This window comes from Dictyoglomus sp. SSW, from assembly GCF_055181335.1.
In genome coordinates this window covers 782,486-800,852 of sequence record NZ_CM143705.1, presented here as the reverse complement: position 1 = coordinate 800,852, position 18,367 = coordinate 782,486, and the positions used below count along the sequence as shown (strand labels likewise).

The 18,367-nt window shown below is 31.2% G+C and carries 14 protein-coding genes; 10 read left to right on the top strand and 4 right to left on the bottom strand.

The window, feature by feature from the left end; all coding sequences use genetic code 11:
- Window positions 1–2: 2 nt before the first annotated feature.
- The 10 genes from ACY3JM_RS03730 (at window position 3) to ACY3JM_RS03685 (ending at window position 13,531) form a co-directional block, all read left to right on the top strand.
- Window positions 3–1,004 (top strand): M42 family metallopeptidase, encoded by a 1,002-nt coding sequence (locus tag ACY3JM_RS03730; RefSeq protein ID WP_463082522.1) that lies wholly within the window; start codon window positions 3–5, stop codon window positions 1,002–1,004.
- A complete protein-coding gene (locus tag ACY3JM_RS03725) occupies window positions 1,004–2,017 on the top strand; it encodes a M42 family metallopeptidase (RefSeq protein WP_463082523.1) in 1,014 nt (337 codons plus the stop codon). The genes ACY3JM_RS03730 and ACY3JM_RS03725 overlap by 1 nt, the downstream gene beginning before the upstream one ends.
- An 81-nt stretch (window positions 2,018–2,098) precedes the next feature.
- Complete coding sequence (locus ACY3JM_RS03720; RefSeq protein ID WP_463082524.1) at window positions 2,099–2,416, top strand: helix-turn-helix domain-containing protein; 318 nt, start codon at window positions 2,099–2,101, stop codon at window positions 2,414–2,416.
- On the top strand, window positions 2,397–2,825 hold the full coding sequence (locus ACY3JM_RS03715; protein WP_463082525.1) for an ImmA/IrrE family metallo-endopeptidase: 429 nt from the start codon (window positions 2,397–2,399) through the stop codon (window positions 2,823–2,825). Before ACY3JM_RS03720 ends, ACY3JM_RS03715 begins: the two co-directional genes overlap by 20 nt.
- A gap of 223 nt (window positions 2,826–3,048) precedes the next feature.
- Entirely contained in the window at window positions 3,049–4,479 is a 1,431-nt protein-coding gene (locus ACY3JM_RS03710; RefSeq protein WP_463082526.1) for a hypothetical protein, read from the top strand.
- Between the two features lie 56 nt (window positions 4,480–4,535).
- Window positions 4,536–5,339 (top strand): glucodextranase DOMON-like domain-containing protein, encoded by an 804-nt coding sequence (locus ACY3JM_RS03705; RefSeq protein ID WP_463082527.1) that lies wholly within the window; start codon window positions 4,536–4,538, stop codon window positions 5,337–5,339.
- A gap of 18 nt (window positions 5,340–5,357) precedes the next feature.
- A complete protein-coding gene (locus tag ACY3JM_RS03700) occupies window positions 5,358–8,486 on the top strand; it encodes a glucodextranase DOMON-like domain-containing protein (RefSeq protein WP_463111740.1) in 3,129 nt (1,042 codons plus the stop codon).
- A gap of 98 nt (window positions 8,487–8,584) precedes the next feature.
- On the top strand, window positions 8,585–10,357 hold the full coding sequence (locus tag ACY3JM_RS03695; RefSeq protein WP_463082529.1) for an ABC transporter ATP-binding protein: 1,773 nt from the start codon (window positions 8,585–8,587) through the stop codon (window positions 10,355–10,357).
- A complete protein-coding gene (locus ACY3JM_RS03690; RefSeq protein WP_463082530.1) occupies window positions 10,341–12,293 on the top strand; it encodes an ABC transporter ATP-binding protein in 1,953 nt (650 codons plus the stop codon). The genes ACY3JM_RS03695 and ACY3JM_RS03690 overlap by 17 nt, the downstream gene beginning before the upstream one ends.
- A gap of 53 nt (window positions 12,294–12,346) precedes the next feature.
- The gene (locus ACY3JM_RS03685; protein WP_463111739.1) at window positions 12,347–13,531 is read left to right on the top strand and encodes a hypothetical protein; all 1,185 of its coding nucleotides are present in this window, start codon (window positions 12,347–12,349) and stop codon (window positions 13,529–13,531) included.
- A gap of 5 nt (window positions 13,532–13,536) precedes the next feature.
- Here ACY3JM_RS03685 and ACY3JM_RS03680 read toward each other — a convergent pair whose 3' ends face one another.
- The 4 genes from ACY3JM_RS03680 to ACY3JM_RS03665 are packed head-to-tail and all read right to left on the bottom strand — an operon-like array spanning window position 13,537 to window position 18,340.
- Entirely contained in the window at window positions 13,537–14,529 is a 993-nt protein-coding gene (locus ACY3JM_RS03680) for a glycoside hydrolase family 5 protein (protein WP_463082532.1), read from the bottom strand.
- Between the two features lie 9 nt (window positions 14,530–14,538).
- Complete coding sequence (locus tag ACY3JM_RS03675) at window positions 14,539–15,474, bottom strand: glycoside hydrolase family 5 protein (RefSeq protein ID WP_463082533.1); 936 nt, start codon at window positions 15,472–15,474, stop codon at window positions 14,539–14,541.
- A 49-nt stretch (window positions 15,475–15,523) separates the two neighbouring features.
- Window positions 15,524–16,531, bottom strand: coding sequence for a glycoside hydrolase family 5 protein (locus ACY3JM_RS03670; protein ID WP_463082534.1), 1,008 nt, complete (start codon window positions 16,529–16,531; stop codon window positions 15,524–15,526).
- Window positions 16,532–16,537: 6 nt separating this feature from the next.
- Window positions 16,538–18,340, bottom strand: a complete 1,803-nt coding sequence (locus ACY3JM_RS03665; protein ID WP_463082535.1) for a hypothetical protein — start codon at window positions 18,338–18,340, stop codon at window positions 16,538–16,540.
- Window positions 18,341–18,367: the final 27 nt, after the last annotated feature.

Here is an 18,367-nt window from a genome sequence, read left to right as displayed (position 1 = left end):
CTATGCTTTTAAAAGAACTCTCCAACCTTTGCGGGGTTTCTGGTTTTGAACAAGAGATAAGAAATTTTATAAAGGAAAAAATAAAAGATAAAGTAGATGATATAAAAGAGGATAAATTAGGAAACTTAATAGCATTCAAAGAGGGGAAAAATAATAAAAAGCTAATGTTAACAGCTCATATGGATGAGGTAGGATTTATCGTAAGTAATATAGAGGAAGACGGAAAAATTAGTATTATTCCCCTTGGATCCATAGATCCGAGAGTGGTTCTTGGTAAAAAAGTGGTAATTGGAGAGAAAAAAGTACCTGGAATTATTGGTTCAAAACCGGTCCATCTAATGACAGGTTATGAAGGCATTTCCTCTTTTGAAAATATAAAAGTTGATATTGGAGTTTCCAAAAAACAAGAGGCAGAAAACAAAGTAAAAATTGGTGATTTCGTTAGTTTTGCCCCCAATGCTATGCTACATAAAGATTGGATATCTGGAAAAGCATTGGATGATAGAGGAGGATGTTCCATACTTATAGATCTCATAGAGGCCAATATAGAACCCTTTTATAATACATATTTCACCTTTGTTATTCAAGAAGAGACAGGATTAAGAGGATCAGGGGTAGCTGCAAATCAGATAGACCCAGATTATGCCATAGTTATCGAAACTACTACATCAGGTGATAATCCAGAATTTCCTGAGGCAAGAAGATCAAGCGAACTTGGCAAAGGACCCGTGATTACACCAGCACATAGAGGATATGTAAATGATGAAAAACTTTTTAATTTTGCCATTAAAGTAGCTCAAGAAAATAATATTCCTTATCAAATAAAAAGAAGAACCGCAGGGGGTACTGACGCTGCAAGAATTGCCATAACCACTGGTACTCCCTCTTTAGTCATTTCCATTCCATCCCGTTATATTCATTCCCCAATGTGTGTGGCAAACCTTCAAGATTATCAAAATACTTTTAAACTCTTATCCATTATCATTACAAAGGAGGTAAATTAATGAAAGAGCTAATTAAAAAACTTACTACCACCCCTTCTCCCAGTGGAAGGGAAGAAAAGATAAAACAGACCATATTAGAAGAATTACAAGGATATATAGATGGATATAAAATAGACAAATTAGGAAATCTTATTGTATGGAAAAAGGGTAAAAAAGAAGGAAAAATTCTTTTAGATGCTCATATGGATGAAATAGGGGTTTTAGCTACTTATATAGATGACAAGGGATTTATAAGAATCGAGCCTATAGGGGGTGTATCTCCTTATAACCTCTTGGGAAGCAGTATTTTATTTCCAGAGATTGAAGGATTTGTAGGAGTAGAAGGAGAAACTTCAGAGGAGATGGCTAAAAATATTAAAAACCTTGATTTTGATAAGATATTTGTAGATATTGGAGCAAATAGTAAAGAGGAAGCTGAAAGTTTGGTTCCTCCTGGCACTTTTGGAGTTTATTCTTCATCTTTTAGAGACCTTGGAAATCGTGTAGTTTCAAAAGCTATGGATGATCGAGTTGGTTGTGCTATTATTATTGAAGTATTTAGGAGATCAACTCCCATTTATGATTTGTATGGAAGTTTTTCAGTACAAGAAGAAGTCGGCCTTGTAGGTGCAAGTGTCGTAGCTTTTGATATACAACCAGATGTAGCCATAGCTGTAGATGTAACAGCTCATTCTGATACCCCAAAAGGATTAAAAAGAATATCTTTAGAACTTGGCAAAGGCCCTGCAATAAAGATAAAAGATAGTGCATCCATAAGTGATAGAAGAATTGTAGAAAAATTAAGGTGTTTAGCAGAAAAAAATCAAATACCTTACCAAATTGAAATACTCCTAAGAGGGGGTACAAATGCTGCTGTCCTTCAAAGAACAAGAGCAGGAATTATAGCAGGAACACTATCTATTCCAACAAGATATGTCCACTCTCCTCACGAAATGATAGATATAAGAGATGTAGAAAATGCTGTAAGATTATTTAAAATCTTTGTAGAATCAGAGGATTCTATAAAATTATAAAATAATGGGGAGGAATAGAGGTATATTTCCTCCCCTTTTATTACTATTAACAAGATTAAAAATTATGCTTAAAATATTATCATGAATGTGGGGAAGAGGATTAGAGAATTAAGAAAAAAGAAAAATTTCAAATTAGAAGACTTGGCTCAAAAAACAGGTCTCTCTCTATCTTATATATCCTTAGTAGAACGAGGCTTAAAAAATCCATCATTAAAAGCTTTAGAAAAAATAGCAAAAGCTTTTAATGTGCCTACTTCTTATCTATTTTCAGGTGAAACTGAAGAAACCTTAGAAACTTTTCTCAGAGCTAACACCTCATTGGATGAAGAAGAAAGAAAAATGATAATTCAGTTAATAAAGTCATTAGAGAGTAGGAAAAATGTACGAGGATCTGACTAAAGAGATTTTAAGTTATTTCTTTATAAAGAAGCCACCTGTAAAACCTGACGTAATTGCTTATGGTTTAGGTTTTAATATAACATTCACCAAAGTCCCAACTCATAAAATATCTGGAATAATTTACAATAAAGAAATATTAATAAATTCATCAGATCCAATAGTAAGACAAAGATTTTCCTTAGCTCATGAGTTAGGACATTATTTCCTACATGATCAATCATCCACCATTTATAAATTTGATAAAGAATATATAAGAAAAGAACAAGAAGCAGATTTATTTGCTGCATCTCTTTTAATGCCCATATTTATGTTAGAGAATTATTTATATCTCCCGTTAGAGAAGATAGCCAAGATATTTCTTGTATCCAAAAAAGCAGTAGAATTAAGATTAAAAGTTATAACAATCTAATATAATCCTTATTTTCCAATGATTTAAAACTTCTTTAAAGATATCTTGACAAATTTAACATTATTTTAATATACTATTTTCGTTATTAACACGTGTAAAGTTTATTTTTTTTAAGATAATTAACACGTGTTATAAGGAGGTGATTAGAAAATTACAATAAATAATATTCCAAACTTTTCCATCAATGATTTTAAATATTAAAACAAGAAGGGGGAATAGAACTATGAAAAGGTTTTTATTGTTTGGATTACTTGTTGTGTTATTTATATATTCGTTTTCTTATGCTCAAGAAGTCACCTTCTATGGATATAGCGAAATAGGAGTCCATAGCGAATTTCTTAAAGACTCAAATGGAAATTATTCTAATACCTTCGGTCCTGTAAACCTTGATTATTGGAATACATACTTTAAAGTAAAAGCAGAACCATCGAGTTTTCTCGAAAGCTATTTTGAACTCAAAATGTATCCAAATTTCAGTAATTTATTTGATCCAGGAATAATTGAAGTACAAAAAGCCCATTTAACTGCAAAAAGTTCTTTGCTAAATCTTAGAGTTTATTATAAGGAAGACGCAACTCCCTTTGATGATCCCCTACTTTTAAATAAACCTGGAGATCTACCTGGATCTTCCTGGATATGGGGGAATGGATTTGAATTAATAGGAAAACTTTTTAATACAAATATCTTAGCTGGTATCAATTCTTCTGATCAAATTTCTTATTTAAGATTAAAAAGAAGCTTTGCTCCCCTTCTTATTGGTTTCACAGCAATGGGAACAAATTGGGGAGAAGCTAATAAAGGAAAGAGTCTGTTTGGTGTTGATGTTACTGGAAAAATCGGACCTGTAGATCTTAAAGCTGAAGGAATATATGGAAAATGTGTATGGGGACCTAACCCTACTGATTCAGAAGGTGGTTTTGTCTTCTTTGCTGACTTTTCTTCTCAAATTAATTCTATGATAAGAGTATATGGAACAGCTAAAAAAGTGGATTTTGGATATATTAATCAATTTGATTGGTTCAAAACAGATCAAACCCAATTAATTCCAGGAACAAGCAAATCAGCAGGTACCTATCTAAAACTTGGAGCATTTTTTACACCCCTTTCAAATCTTTCCATTGAACCTATAGTTGAGTTAACAAGTAGAGAGGATATAACAGAAAAAACAACAAAATTAACGGGTATTGTTACTTATAATCCTACAAAACAAATTTCCTTAAAAGGTACCCTTGTAAATAGCACTGTTAACAATACAAATTCCACCAGCATAACAGGTGAAGTAACAGTCACTCCTTCTTCTATACTTACTGTTTATGGAAAAGTTTACTATCCTTTAAATAGTAAATTATCAATATATGGAAACACAACCATTACTCCTCTTACAGACCTTACTTTCTATGGTGCACTATCATCTGATCTTAATTCCAATACTACCTGGATATATATTAAACCAAGTTATAAATTATCTAAAGATGTAACCTTAACAGGTATTTATCAATATAAAAAGATAGGAGATACAGAAACCCATACTACATATTATGTAAGCTTAAGTTTTAACAATGCAACATTATATTTTGGAAACGCTCCATCAGAAGAAGGAGCAACCAGTGATTTTGTAAAACAAATTGGAGCTAAAATTTCCTTTGATTTCTAAAAGAGAAAACAAAAAGGTGGGGAGTTAAACTCCCCACCTATAAAGGAGGTATAAAAATGAAAAGATATCTTATTTTAGTATTCTTAATTCTTCTTTCCTCTACTCTTTTTGCTGAATCTGTAAAATATCCATTAGTTTTTAATGACCCTGTAAATGATGATAAAGGACCTGGAACATACGTATACCCAACAGATGCTGTCTTTAAACCTGGAAGCTTTGATTTAACAAAAGTAGTAATTGATGCTGACAATGAAAATGTATACTTTAAAATTTCTTTTAGAGTTCCCATAGAAAACCCATGGGGAAGCCCTCTTGGCCTTTCCATTCAAACTATACATATTTATATTGATAAAGATGGAAAAGAAAATTCAGGTTTTAGAGATTTTATACCAGGAGTAAGGGCTCAAACCACTCTAAATAGTGCTTGGGATATGGCTATATTGGTAGAAGGTTGGCCTACCGAACTAAAGGCTTCTGTAAAGTCTGCAGTACCTGAAATGTATAAATACTGCATATTCCCTGCAAAGGGTGTAAGTGTGGAAGGAAATACCATTATAATTCCTGTACCTAAAAAGAGTTTAGGAGGAGATTTTGTGAAAGGCTGGGGCTTCCAAGTTTTTATCCTTGGACAAGAAGGTTTTCCAACACAAGATCCTGTATCATGCAGAATTAGAGAAGTACTATCTTCTCCACAACAATGGAGATTTGGTGGTGGCGATGATTTCTATGGAGATCCCAATATTATTGATTTATTAGATTATGAAGGAATAAATCAATATGAAGTATTAAGCAAATACAAAAGTGATGCTAAATACGAGAAGAATGTATATGCACAAATTCCCTTCATATACGTGAAATAATTAGGAGGGAGATTGTATATGAGAAAACTTTACTTAATCTTTTTGTGTTTGATACTTTTTATCAGTATAGGATTCTCGGAAAATATAACACAAATACCAGTAAACCCATATATCTCTAATGTAAAAAAAGTAGAAAAACCTTTATATTTAGCTATAATATGGCACAATCATCAACCTTTATATTATGATCCAATTGAGAATTTAAATATAATGCCATGGGTCAGAATGCATGCAATAAAAGATTACTATGATATGGCATATATACTAAAAAACTATCCTCAGATTAAAGCTAATTTTAATATGGTCCCCTCCCTCATATATCAATTAGATCTCTATGCCAATAAAGGATTAAAAGACAAATACTTAATTCTAACAGAGAAACCAGCTGATGAACTAACCCCAGAAGATAAAGACTTTATTTTAAGAAGATTTTTTGATGTAAACTGGGATAGAATAATAAAAAAATTCCCAAGATACTGGGAACTCCTAAATAAAAGAGGACAGTCGATAGATGATAATGTCATTTCAAAAGCAATCCAGAACTTTACAGTTCAAGATTTTAGAGATCTTCAAGTTTGGTTTAATTTGGCATGGTTTGATCCTGACTTTCAAACTTACGATAAAGATTTATCCAGATTAATACAAAAAGGAAAAGACTTTTCAGAAGAAGACAAAAAAATAGTAATTAATAAGCAGTACCAAATAATGTCAGAGATCATGAGATTATATTCAGAATTGCAAAAAAACAAACAGATAGAAGTTGCCACTACACCTTTCTTTCATCCTATAATGCCTCTACTATATAACATTAAATCTGCCAAAGAAGCAGTACAAGATATAAAGATACCAGACTTAAATATCAGCTATCCAGAAGATGTAGATGCTCAATTAAAAATGGCAGTAAATTACTATAAGAAATATTTTAAAGACAGCCCAAAAGGTTTATGGCCCTCTGAAGGCTCTGTAAGTCAAGAGATCATTTTTTCTGTAGTCAATAATGGCTTTCAATGGATGGCAAGTGATGAAGATGTTTTAGCAAAATCCTTAGGTGTTCCTATTACAAGAGATTCTAAAGGTAATGTTACAAATCCAGATGTTCTTTATAAACCATATATTGTAGAAGAACAAGGTAAAAAACTATATATGGTATTCAGAGATAAAAATTTATCAGACAAAATTGGATTTGTCTATAGCGGAATGAAAGGAGCTAATGCAGCAAAAGACTTTGTAAATTATTTAGAGAATATTTATGAAAGGACAAAAGATACAAAAGACCCATACTTGGTAACAGTAATCTTGGATGGAGAAAATTGTTGGGAATATTACGAAAATGACGGAAAAGAGTTTTTAAATTCACTATATAAATTATTATCTGATAACCCTTATATTGAGACTGTAAGAATATCAGATTTTTTAGACAAATTCCCACCTAAAGCTAAAATCAACAGATTACATGCTGGATCTTGGATTGATGGTACTTTTCTAACTTGGATAGGAGAAAATGAAGAAAACAAAGCATGGGAACTATTAGACAAAACAAGAACAAACTTAATATATGAGACAGTCAAACAAAAAAAGAAAATATCACCAGTACTAAATCCAGTTAATTTAAAATCAGATTTAGAAAAAGCATGGTTTGAATTATATGCAGCAGAAGGAAGTGATTGGTTCTGGTGGTATGGAGATGATCAGGATTCCACTAATGATATTGCTTTCGATGAGTTATTTAGAAAACATTTGATAAACATATACAAACTAATTAAAAAAGAAATCCCACCAGACTTACACTTACCTATAGTAAAGATAGGAGAAGAAAAACCTATTCAAAGTCTACAAAGAAAATTTACCCCCAAAATTGATGGAAAAATATATCCTCAAGATGAATGGAAAGATTCCGCTATATACAATGTAAAAATTGGAACAGGTACATTCGCAAAACCAGGTAAATTCTTAGAAAGGTTATACTTAGGCTTAGATAACGATGCTCTCTATTTCTTGATTGAAAGTAAAGAAACTCTAAAAAACCTGCTTAGAAAACCTTATTATTTAGCTATTTACTTTTCTAACCCATACCTAAAAGAAATAAATGTTTATTCAAGAAATTCAGATAAAAGCTTAGGATATGGTATAGGTTATGAAATATTAATAGATTTATCACAAATAAAAGATCTTGGAGAAATAGAAGTACCTCTAAATCAAGCCTTAGGCAATAATCAATGGAAAGAAATATCAAAAATAAAAGGAGGAATATCTGAGAAATATGTGGAAATAGGAATACCATTCAAATCCATGAAATTACAAGGCAGAGATCAAATTGCAATCAATGTGATCTTTGGCTCAGACAAACCTGAAGATATAGTCCCTTACTATATACCCATTTATGTAACAGTACCAGAAGCAAAATTAGACATAGTTTATTTCTCCATTGATGACCCACAGGGAGATGACTACGGTTGGGGAAGCATAGTTTATCCTACTGCTCCAGTATTTAAATCTGGAGTCTTTGACATAATTCATGTTGAAATGGGAAAAAGTAAAGAAGATATAGTATTCAGGATAAAAATTAGAGGGGATCTTGAAAATCCATGGGGTTCACCTACAGGGATTTCTGTACAAACAATTGACATTTATATTAACGATGGAAAAGAAGGTCCATACTATTATAAAGCATTACCTGGAAGGCAAGCTAATATACCTGAAGGATGGAATAAAGCAATATGGGCTGAAGGCTGGATACAGGAATTGATAATTCCTGTCTTAAACGAAAAAGGGAAGGTAGACTTAAAGGAAATTAAAGGAGTAGTACAAGTTACAGCAGATCCAACCGAAAGAACTATAATAATTTCAATACCAGAAAAATACTTGGGTACTGTAGATCCAAATTGGAAAATACTTATAATAATGTGCGGCCAGGAGGGATATCCAAGACCAGGAAATTGGAGAGTAAGAGAGGTTGAAGAAACAGCAAAACAATGGAGATTTGGTGGTGGTGACGACTTCTACGGAGATCCAAATATTATAGATATGATTGTTCCTCCTGGAATAAAACAAGAAGACATATTGTCTAAATGGAAAAGTAGTGATGAAGAAGAAAACGTATATGTAGATCTACCTTTGATCCCCCTTAGGGTTTTAATGACTCAATAATAAAGAAGGAGGGGATATAAGGCCCCTCCTTCTTGTTAATCTATCCTATTTTTACATCTTCACAAAAAAATCAATTAGATATAAAATTATTTTTTGTTATGGTAGGCAAGCCTCTTTTTAGGCATATTAAAAAAATATTATTAAAACATAAATGGAAGTATATCTCAGGAGCGTTCTTTCTGCTTCTTACGGATATTTTCCAACTAATCTCCCCTAAACTTTTAGGATGGGGTGTAGATTATCTTAATAAGGGATCATTATCTTTGAGAAACCTATTTTTAATATTTTTAGCTTTAATTATTTTTGCAATACTTACAGCCTTTTTTAGATATCTTTGGAGGATGCAAATTATTGCTACTTCTCGTCATATAGAAGCTCAAATAAGAGAAAAATACTTTACCCATCTTCAAACTTTATCATTAAACTACTTTAACTATCATAAAACTGGAGAGCTCATGGCTCTTGCTACCAACGATCTTGGAGCTGTAAGAGAGATGTTTGCTTTTGGTATCGTTATGCTCCTTGATACAATCTTTTTAGGTATTCTTTCTATTTTTTTCCTTATAAGCATAAGTCCCAAACTAACATTATACACAGCTATTCCTTTACCAATAATTACATCAACTATATCCATATTTGGAAAAATAACTCACAAAAGATTTAAATTGGTACAAGAAAGCTTTGCTAATCTAACGGATAAAACTGAAGAAACTATAGCAGGTATAAGGGTTGTAAGAGCTTACGTACAGGAAGAAAAAGAATTAGAGAATTTTTTAGTAAAAGCAAGAGATTTATTAAATAAAAATATAAATCTTGTTAAAGCATGGGGATTTATGTTTCCTACTATAGAACTATTAGCTAATCTATCTATGCTTCTTGTATTCTTCTTTGGAGGGTTGGAAGTTATAAAAGGAAATATCACCCTTGGTGACTTTATAGCCTTCAATTCCTATTTAGGCCTTTTGATATGGCCTATGAATGCCTTAGGATGGGTAATAAACAATTTCCAAAGAGGAAAAGCATCCTTAGAAAGAATAAATGAAGTACTTGATGAAATACCTGAAATAAGAGAACCTAAAAATGCAATAAAAAAAGAAAGGTTAAATGGAGAAATTATATTTAAGAATGTATTCTTTAAATATCCGTCAAGTAAAAACTGGCAACTTGAGGATATAAATATAGAAATAAAACCTGGAAAATTCCTTGGTATCACAGGTCCAGTAGGTTCAGGGAAAACCACCTTAGTAAGTCTCATATCAAGACTTTTTGATATACAAAAAGGAGAGATTCTAATAGATGATATTCCTATTAAAAATCTTTCTTTATATTTTCTCAGAAAAAACGTTGGATTTGTACCCCAAGATAGCTTCTTATTCTCAGATACTATTGCTAATAATATAAGATTTGGCAATCCTAATCTATCAGATAACGAGGTTAAAGAACTAATAAAAATCGTTGCATTAGAAGAAGATCTAAAAGATTTTCCAGACGGTATATATACAGTAGTAGGCGAAAGAGGTGTTACATTATCTGGAGGCCAAAAACAAAGAGTCGCAATTGCAAGAGCTTTAGCCATTAATCCCCCTATTTTAATCTTAGATGATGCTTTATCTGCTGTAGATGCTAATACAGAAAAACAGATTTTAAGTAATCTATTGGAAATAAGGAAAGATAAAAGTCTTATAGTAATAGCCCAAAGGCTATCAGTTATTCAAGAGGCAGATGAAATAATAGTGTTAAAAGATGGAAGGATTACGGAAAGAGGAGATCACAATAAATTAATGAGACTTGGTGGATATTATGCTGAGCTTTATGAACAACAACAATTAGAATCTAAGTTGGAGAGGGAAATAGATGAATCAGTTTTATGAAGAAGAAATATTAGGAAAAGCATATGATTCAAGAATAATGAAAAGATTATTAAAATATGCTAAACCTTACTTTTCTTATCTACTCTTTGCTCTATTTCTTATTATAATCATAACCATTTTAAAGCTTATAAATCCATATATTATAAAAACTGCCATAGATAAAAACATAAACCCCTTTGAAGTTATAAAGGTAGAAAATAGAGAGATAAGAGTATATTATATTGAAGATAATTTAGCCAAAACACTAATTAAAAAATATCCTTCTCTTATCAAACCTTTAAATGGGAAATATTATATTTCCCTTGAAGACATGCAAAAGATTGATATTAAGGACAGATTCTCATTGAGGTGGAAAAATATCTCGAATTTACAAAAAGCAGCTCTATTGTATCTTCTTATTATATTCATGATTTTCTTTCTAACATATATACAAGTCTATATCTTGAACTTAACATCTCAAAAAATAATATATGACCTAAGGAAAGAACTATTCCAGCATATATTAAAACTTCCTATGAGAATTTTTGATAGAAATCCTGTAGGAAGATTAGTAACAAGAGTAACTAATGATACTGAAACCCTTCAACAGATGTACAACTCTGTAATAACAAGTCTTGTAGTAGATATATTCTTGCTTACTGGACTTTCTATTGTAATGTTAAGCTTAAATTGGAAATTAGCTATTATATGTCTAATATCCCTTCCTATAGTAGGTTATATAAGTTTTCTATTTAAAAAATATGCGAGAGAAGCCTATAGAGCTTTTAGAATTAGACTTGCAAGATTGAATGCCTATTTAGCAGAACATATAAGCGGTATTAGAGTAACGCAACTTTTTGCAAGAGAAAAAGAGAATGAAAAAGAATTCAGAGAAATTAATAACTTACTTTTACAAGCAACTCTAAGAAACGTTTTCGTTAATGCCATATTTAGACCTATAGTTAGTGCCTTGGGAAGTTTTGTCTCTGCCTTTCTTATATTCTTTGGTGGCCTACAAATAATGGGAAATCAAATGAGTTTTGGAACTTTATTTTTATTCATATCTTATCTGGGAAGCTTTTTCCAACCAATTCAAGACTTAGCAGAAAAATATGATATAATGCAAGATGCTATGGCTTCTGCAGAAAGAATTTTTTTGCTTCTTGACGAACCGGAACATATAACAGAAACACCTAAGATTACAGTTCTAAAAAATATAAAAGGAAAAATAGAATTTAAAAATGTTTGGTTTGCTTATAATAGTGAATGGGTTTTAAAAGATTTATCCTTTACTATAGAACCGGGCGAAAAGGTAGCTTTCGTAGGTCATACAGGAGCAGGAAAAACTTCAATCATAAATCTGCTTACAAGGTTTTATGATATTCAAAAAGGAGAAATTCTTATAGATGATATTAATATAAAAGATATAGATCCAAAAGAATTAAGAAAACATATTGGTATAGTCCTTCAGGATGTACACCTCTTCGCTACTAATATTTTACAGAATATAAGATTAAATAAAGAGGATATTCCGGAAGAAAAAGTCATAGAAGCAGCAAAACTGGTTAATGCAGATAATTTTATAAGGGAACTTCCGCAAGGATACTATACTCCTGTTCAAGAAAGAGGAGCTACATTATCTTCTGGACAAAGGCAATTAATAGCCTTTGCAAGAGCATTAGTATTTGATCCTAAAATATTAATTTTAGATGAAGCTACAGCTAACATAGATACAGAAACAGAAAAATTAATCCAAGATGCAATAGAAAATCTCATAAAAGGGAGAACCAGTATAATTATTGCCCATAGATTATCTACAATAAAAAATGTGGATACTATTTATGTAATGCATAAAGGTAAGATTGTAGAAAAAGGAAGTCATAATGAACTCATAAAGAAAAAGGGACTTTATTACCATCTTTACAAACTCCAAAGTTTAAATTATGCTAACATATAGTTTTAATAAATAGAAAAATTTTTAAATCGTTTTAAAAGGAGTCCTTATCATATATGAAAAAACTAATCAGTTTAGGTATAATTTTTCTTAGTATATCTGCTGGTTTTTCTCAATTTATTGATCCTTACTTACTAAAAGAAATATCTCTTGGAGAAAATAGTGTAAATTATTTTCTAATTTATGAGAATTTTTTAATATATAACATAAAGGATCAATTAGCAATTTTAGATCTTAAAAACCTTAATGAGAACAAAATAAGAGTGAGATCAAAAAATGCAAGAGACTTTAACACAATTATCAAAGAATTTAAAATAATAGCTACTAAAACGATAGCTGTCGTTAACAATGAACCCTACGCTCTAATTTATAACTTTGAAAAAAATACATATACAGAGCTTCCATATAATTTGGAAAGTAACATAAAAATAAATAACAATTTTTGGTTTTCTATTTCGCAAAATATACAAAATATTTCCTTTTCAAATACCGGAAAATATATACTAGAGAAAAAACTCGTTGAAACTTACTTTCTTGGATTTATACCTACTGAGAATCATTATGAATATCGTATATTAAGCTATCCATCCCTAAAAGAATTAATCTTCTTTTCAACTCAAGATGATTTAGAAGAATCTCTGAATTTCTCTCCTAAGGATACTTTCTTAATGCTAGCAAACTCCTACAACCCTATGGACGATAAAAATGACGATATCTATGGACTTATCCTAATTGATCTTAAAAATATTAAAACGATACCTTTGTTTAAAGATGAGAAAATAATAAGTTACGATGTTTCAAAAAGTGATGATTTATTAGCAATTTCCTTTGAAAAAATGACTAAAGTTATAGACTTTAAAAATCTTTCAGAAATATTTTCTTATCCTATGGGTGGAAGTGTAAGGTTTACTGAAAAAAATGAATTTCTTATTATTGAAGGAACAAAGGTTTCCACCCTTATAGATATAAAAACAAAAGAAGTAATAAACACATATTTAGGGAATAATCTATGTATATCACCAAATGAAGAGTTTTTAGCGTATACTACTACCAATAATCCCTTCTCTTTAATAAAAGAAATTCAATTAGTTCATAGAAAATCAGGTACTCAGAAAAAAATAAGACTTAACAACGAATACTTCTTGGAGCATATGAAATTTTCTAAAGATGAAAAATTCTTCATCCTTTTATTATCTGGAAAGGATGGCTATAACATTAATATTTATAAAATACAACAATAACTATCTTAAAATTCTTGTAATAATCTTAACATCTCCCTATCTAACTTATGTCCATACCAATCCTCATATTCCACATCTTCTCTTTCAGAGTCAAGAATTCCAAAAGGTCCTTTAAAGTTCCAAAGAGCATAACCCATACCTCTTTCTTTAAATATTTCCAAAAGATCTCTCATCCAAGAAAGTACTACCTTATGAGGTGTATACTTAAAGGCTCCCATCTCTCCACAATGAACACCTATGCCTTTATCCATCAGACTTACCCATCTATCATAATGTTTTTCAAGCTTACCCCTATCCCAATATTCTCCGTAATGCCAAGCTCCAGGCCACCTAGGCTCAGGCCAGCTTTCCCCTCCCACCCAACTTGCTTTATAATGGGTAAGTCCCATAGGCAAATACCCTCTACAACTTTGTACAACATTAAGATCAATTAACTCAGGTAAAGGCTCATTTCCATAAGAGATGCCATCTATAATAATCAGCCTTTCATTATCAATCTTCCTTATAAAATCTACCGTTTTCCTTATTACCCTCTCATGATCAGTTCTTGTCATAATATCATCTGATACATAGGGTGGTTCATTAATCAAGTTAAAACTCAAATCTTTTGAGGATATACCTTTGTATCTTCTTGCAAAATATCCCCAATGGTAACAAAAAGCACTTAAAGCCTCCTCATCTTTCCATAAATTAAATTTCTCTTTTAATTCCTGATTAACACTGTAACCTGGACCACGATGAAAATTTAAACATATATGTACATGATATTTTTGGCCCCATGAAATTACCTTATCTATTTTTTCGAAGAACTCTTCCCTTATATAATAAATATCATCATCTTTTATCCAGAATCTATAATTTAGAGGAATTCTTACAAAATCAAATCCCCAGTCAGATATCCATTTAAAATCTTCTTCTTCAAAATCTTTATAATGATAATATGAAAACAAATTGGGTAAATTAAAACCCCTCCATCTTGGAATTACGTTTTTAGCCATATTTACCTCCTAAAAATTTAATTCTGGTATTAAAGCTCTTAATAAAGGAACTCTCCATTCATCTTTTTCAGGATCATAAACTCCGAATCCAGAGAAAAATTCCCAATATGCCCAAGCTATTCCTCTCTTTTCTGCAGATCTTGCCACAAAATCCGTCCATCTAACCCTTGATTCCATATCTGCTTTTGAGTATGCTCCAAATTCTCCCATATAAAGAGGTATATTTCCATGTTCTTTAGCCCAATTAACCGCTATATCAAGTTCCTTTTCTATCATCTGCTTTTCTTCATCTGTACCTAACCATCTAACTCCCACCGGTAAATCTATTTTTACCCATCCTGCTCCTTGATGTGTAAAATTAAAAGGATTATAATAATGAAAAGTTACTATAATATTTTTATCATTTTCAGGAATAATCAACTTATCAAGATTATAAAGGCTATTCCAATTATCAGGTCCTACTACAATTTTTCTATCAGGATTAGTCTTCCTAATAATTTCTATAGCTTCCTTTAAAAATTGATTCCATAAATTACTAAGCAAATTATAAGTAGGTTCATTCAATAATTCAAAATATAAATTATGAGGATAATCTTTATAGTGCTCTGATATTTGCCTCCATATAGCTAGAAATCTATCCTTTTCTTTCAGTGGATCTTGCATTATTTCATCATAATGATGGATATTTATAACTATATAAAGCCCATTATTAAAAGCTTGCTCTATAAGATGATCCACTCTATCAAAAATCTTTTTTTCTATATCATAGGGAGATTCCCTTTTTGAATATATACTCCATTTTATTGGAATCCTCACATGGTCAAAACCTACTTCTTTTACTAACTTAAAATATTCGTCTTTAATAACATGCCCACCCCATGCACCTTCAAAAGGCGCTTCTAAGGCATCTCCAAAATTTATACCACGCCTAATCGGAATATTCATTATAAATTTACCTCCTTAACAAACACATTTTATTTTTTAAAAACATCGATCATCTTATTTTTGTTTCTGGGATTAACACTTTTAAAAGATGTATTCTCCACATTTTATTTAACCCATCATATACTCCAAAACCTGCCGATGCAAAATCCCAATATGCCCAAGCTATTCCTCTCTTTTCTGCAGATCTTGCTACAAAATCCGTCCATCTCACCCTTGATTCCATATCCGCCCTAAAATATGCCCCAAACTCTCCCATCCACAATGGTACATTCCCATTTCTTTTTGCCCAGTCAACAGTAAAATCAAGTTCCCTCTCTATCATTTTCTTTTCTTGATCTGAACCAGTCCATCTAACACCTATTGGAAGCTGAGGCTGTACCCAATCTGCTCCTTGATGGGTAAAATTGAAAGGATTATAGTAATGAAAACTTACTACAAGATTTTTGTCTTCAGGAAGTTTTAAAAAAGAGATAGTGCTATAATTTGCCCAATTTGCTGTATCTACTACAATCTTCCTCGTTGGATTTGTCTTTCTAATTATCTTTATTGCTTCAGCCAAATATTCGTTCCAAATCTGAGGTGTAAGATTTGTATTTGGCTCGTTTAAAAGCTCAAACCATAATGTATCTGGATAATTTTTATAATGCTCTGCTATCTGATCCCATAACGCAAGAAACCTATCTTTGTGTTTTTCAGGATTTTGCATTATTTCATCATAATTATGGATATTTATTATTACATACAAGCTATTCTTAAAAGCAAGATCAATCACTTGATCCACTCTATTAAATATGTAATCCCTTATAGTATATGGGGGTTCATATAATGCATGACCATTCCATCTAACTGGAATTCTCACATGGTCAAAACCCGCTTTTTTTACTAAATCAAAATACTCATCCTTTACATATACCCCCCATGAACCTTCAAAAGGGGCCTCAAGACCAGTAAGATTAACTCCTCTTCTAATGGGTAATTTGGCTTGAGAATGGACTTCCTTAAAAGAAAAAGAGAGAACAAATAGGAAGATTAAGGAAAAAAGTAATATCTTCTTCATCAATAATCACTCTCCTTCCCCTAATAATTCTATTTTTATTGCCAAATCTCTTTCAAACTCAATAATAGGAATTACATTTTTATCTAAATCTAATTCCTTAATCTTTTCACCTCTATATGTGTCATAGTAGATTACTTTAATTGGGGGTTTTATTAATAATTCAATACTGCCTAAGAATTTCGAACTATCCATATTAGGAATATCTTTTTTATATTGATAGGCCTCTTTAGCATTATAAAGCCATAAAAGTATATATTTCTTACCTTGAAGTCCTATAACCTTAATCTCTCTATTATAGACGTTAAATTTATAATTTGTTAACCTTTCAAATTTTTCCTCTAAAAAATTTATATCCTTAACAAAATCCGCTAAAGCCCTATAATGAAAATAAAGATTATTAGGATGAATGTGATTATCCCACCACCAAGACATTGCAGTACCAGAAGCACCAGACAAAATGGTAGTCCAAATAGCATTATGTATAACATACCCATTAGGATCTACCCAAAGATCATTTCCACCAGCATCCAACCCAAATTCTCCCACAAGATGAGGTTTTCTATATTTTTCTTTATAAGCTATAAGAGATAATAGGGCATCAATATATCTATTGCTTTTATAAATATGAGTTTGTACAAAGTTTAATCCAGAGATACTGTCAATCTCAGGTTTTCCAGGAGAGAAAGCAAAACTTGTAGTTATTAGATGTTTCCAGGGATCAATACTATTAAGATATTTAGCCATATCTTCATGCCACTTTTTAACCTCTCCTATAACAAAAGCAGTTGGAGAAATAATATCTACCTCATTCCAAAATTCCCAAGCAAAAACATTAGTGCTATAACCATATCTTGCCACAATATATCTTAACTTATTTTTATAATATTTAATCATCTCATTATTAGTCCAAAAATCTTTGGGTTCTTTCAAGGGTCCTCCATTTTTTTCATAATGGGGTGTATGTTCCCAATATGGATATGCTCCTTCCTTCTGATATCTAAGTTCATTGTAACTGTCAAAACAAAACATTATGTACATATTTAATTTTTCCGCTAAATTTAATACATAATCAAGTTTCCACGCATTTTCAAGATCATATTCTTTAACAGATTCCCTTTCCAAAGCAAAAGTAGCCCATGAAGGTCCAAGCCAAACTCTAAAATAATTTCCACCATTTTCAGCACATTTAGGAAGCCATACATCGTAATCATAAGTACCCTTAGATGTTGCCCAACAAATGTTCGCCCCAATAGGTAAAAATTGTCTCCCATTATCAAACTTAAAATATCGCCAATTCTTTTCGCTAACCCTTATATACCCGGGTTTTTCAGATTCCTTTACATATATAGTATATTTATCTGATGAGACTTCTCTTCCTGTTTTATCTTTAACTTTTATAAAAAATTTATATGAGCCTATATTTATTGGAGAAAATCTTATTTTGAAATATGGATCCCCCACAGGAACCAAATATTCGTAATCATTTTTTAGTTCTCTTTTATATTCTTGATAGAAAAATCCTGGAACCCTATATTGATTACCATACTGATCTTCAAAAATTCCTTCTACATCTATTTCTTGGGGGTCAAAAGGATTCAAGTATGAACCCTGTAGAAAAATAGACACTTCAAATAAATTATACCTTCCTAATTCCATTTTAGAGATATCTATCCCTAATATATTCAAAGGTCTATTGTCTTTATATCTTGACTCATAAGATCCTATACTATTCCTTACACTACTTTCTTTCATACACCCACAAATAATTAATATTATTGACAAAATCAAAAACAATATGAAATCTCTCACAATTGAACCCCTCTCACCCCTTAAACA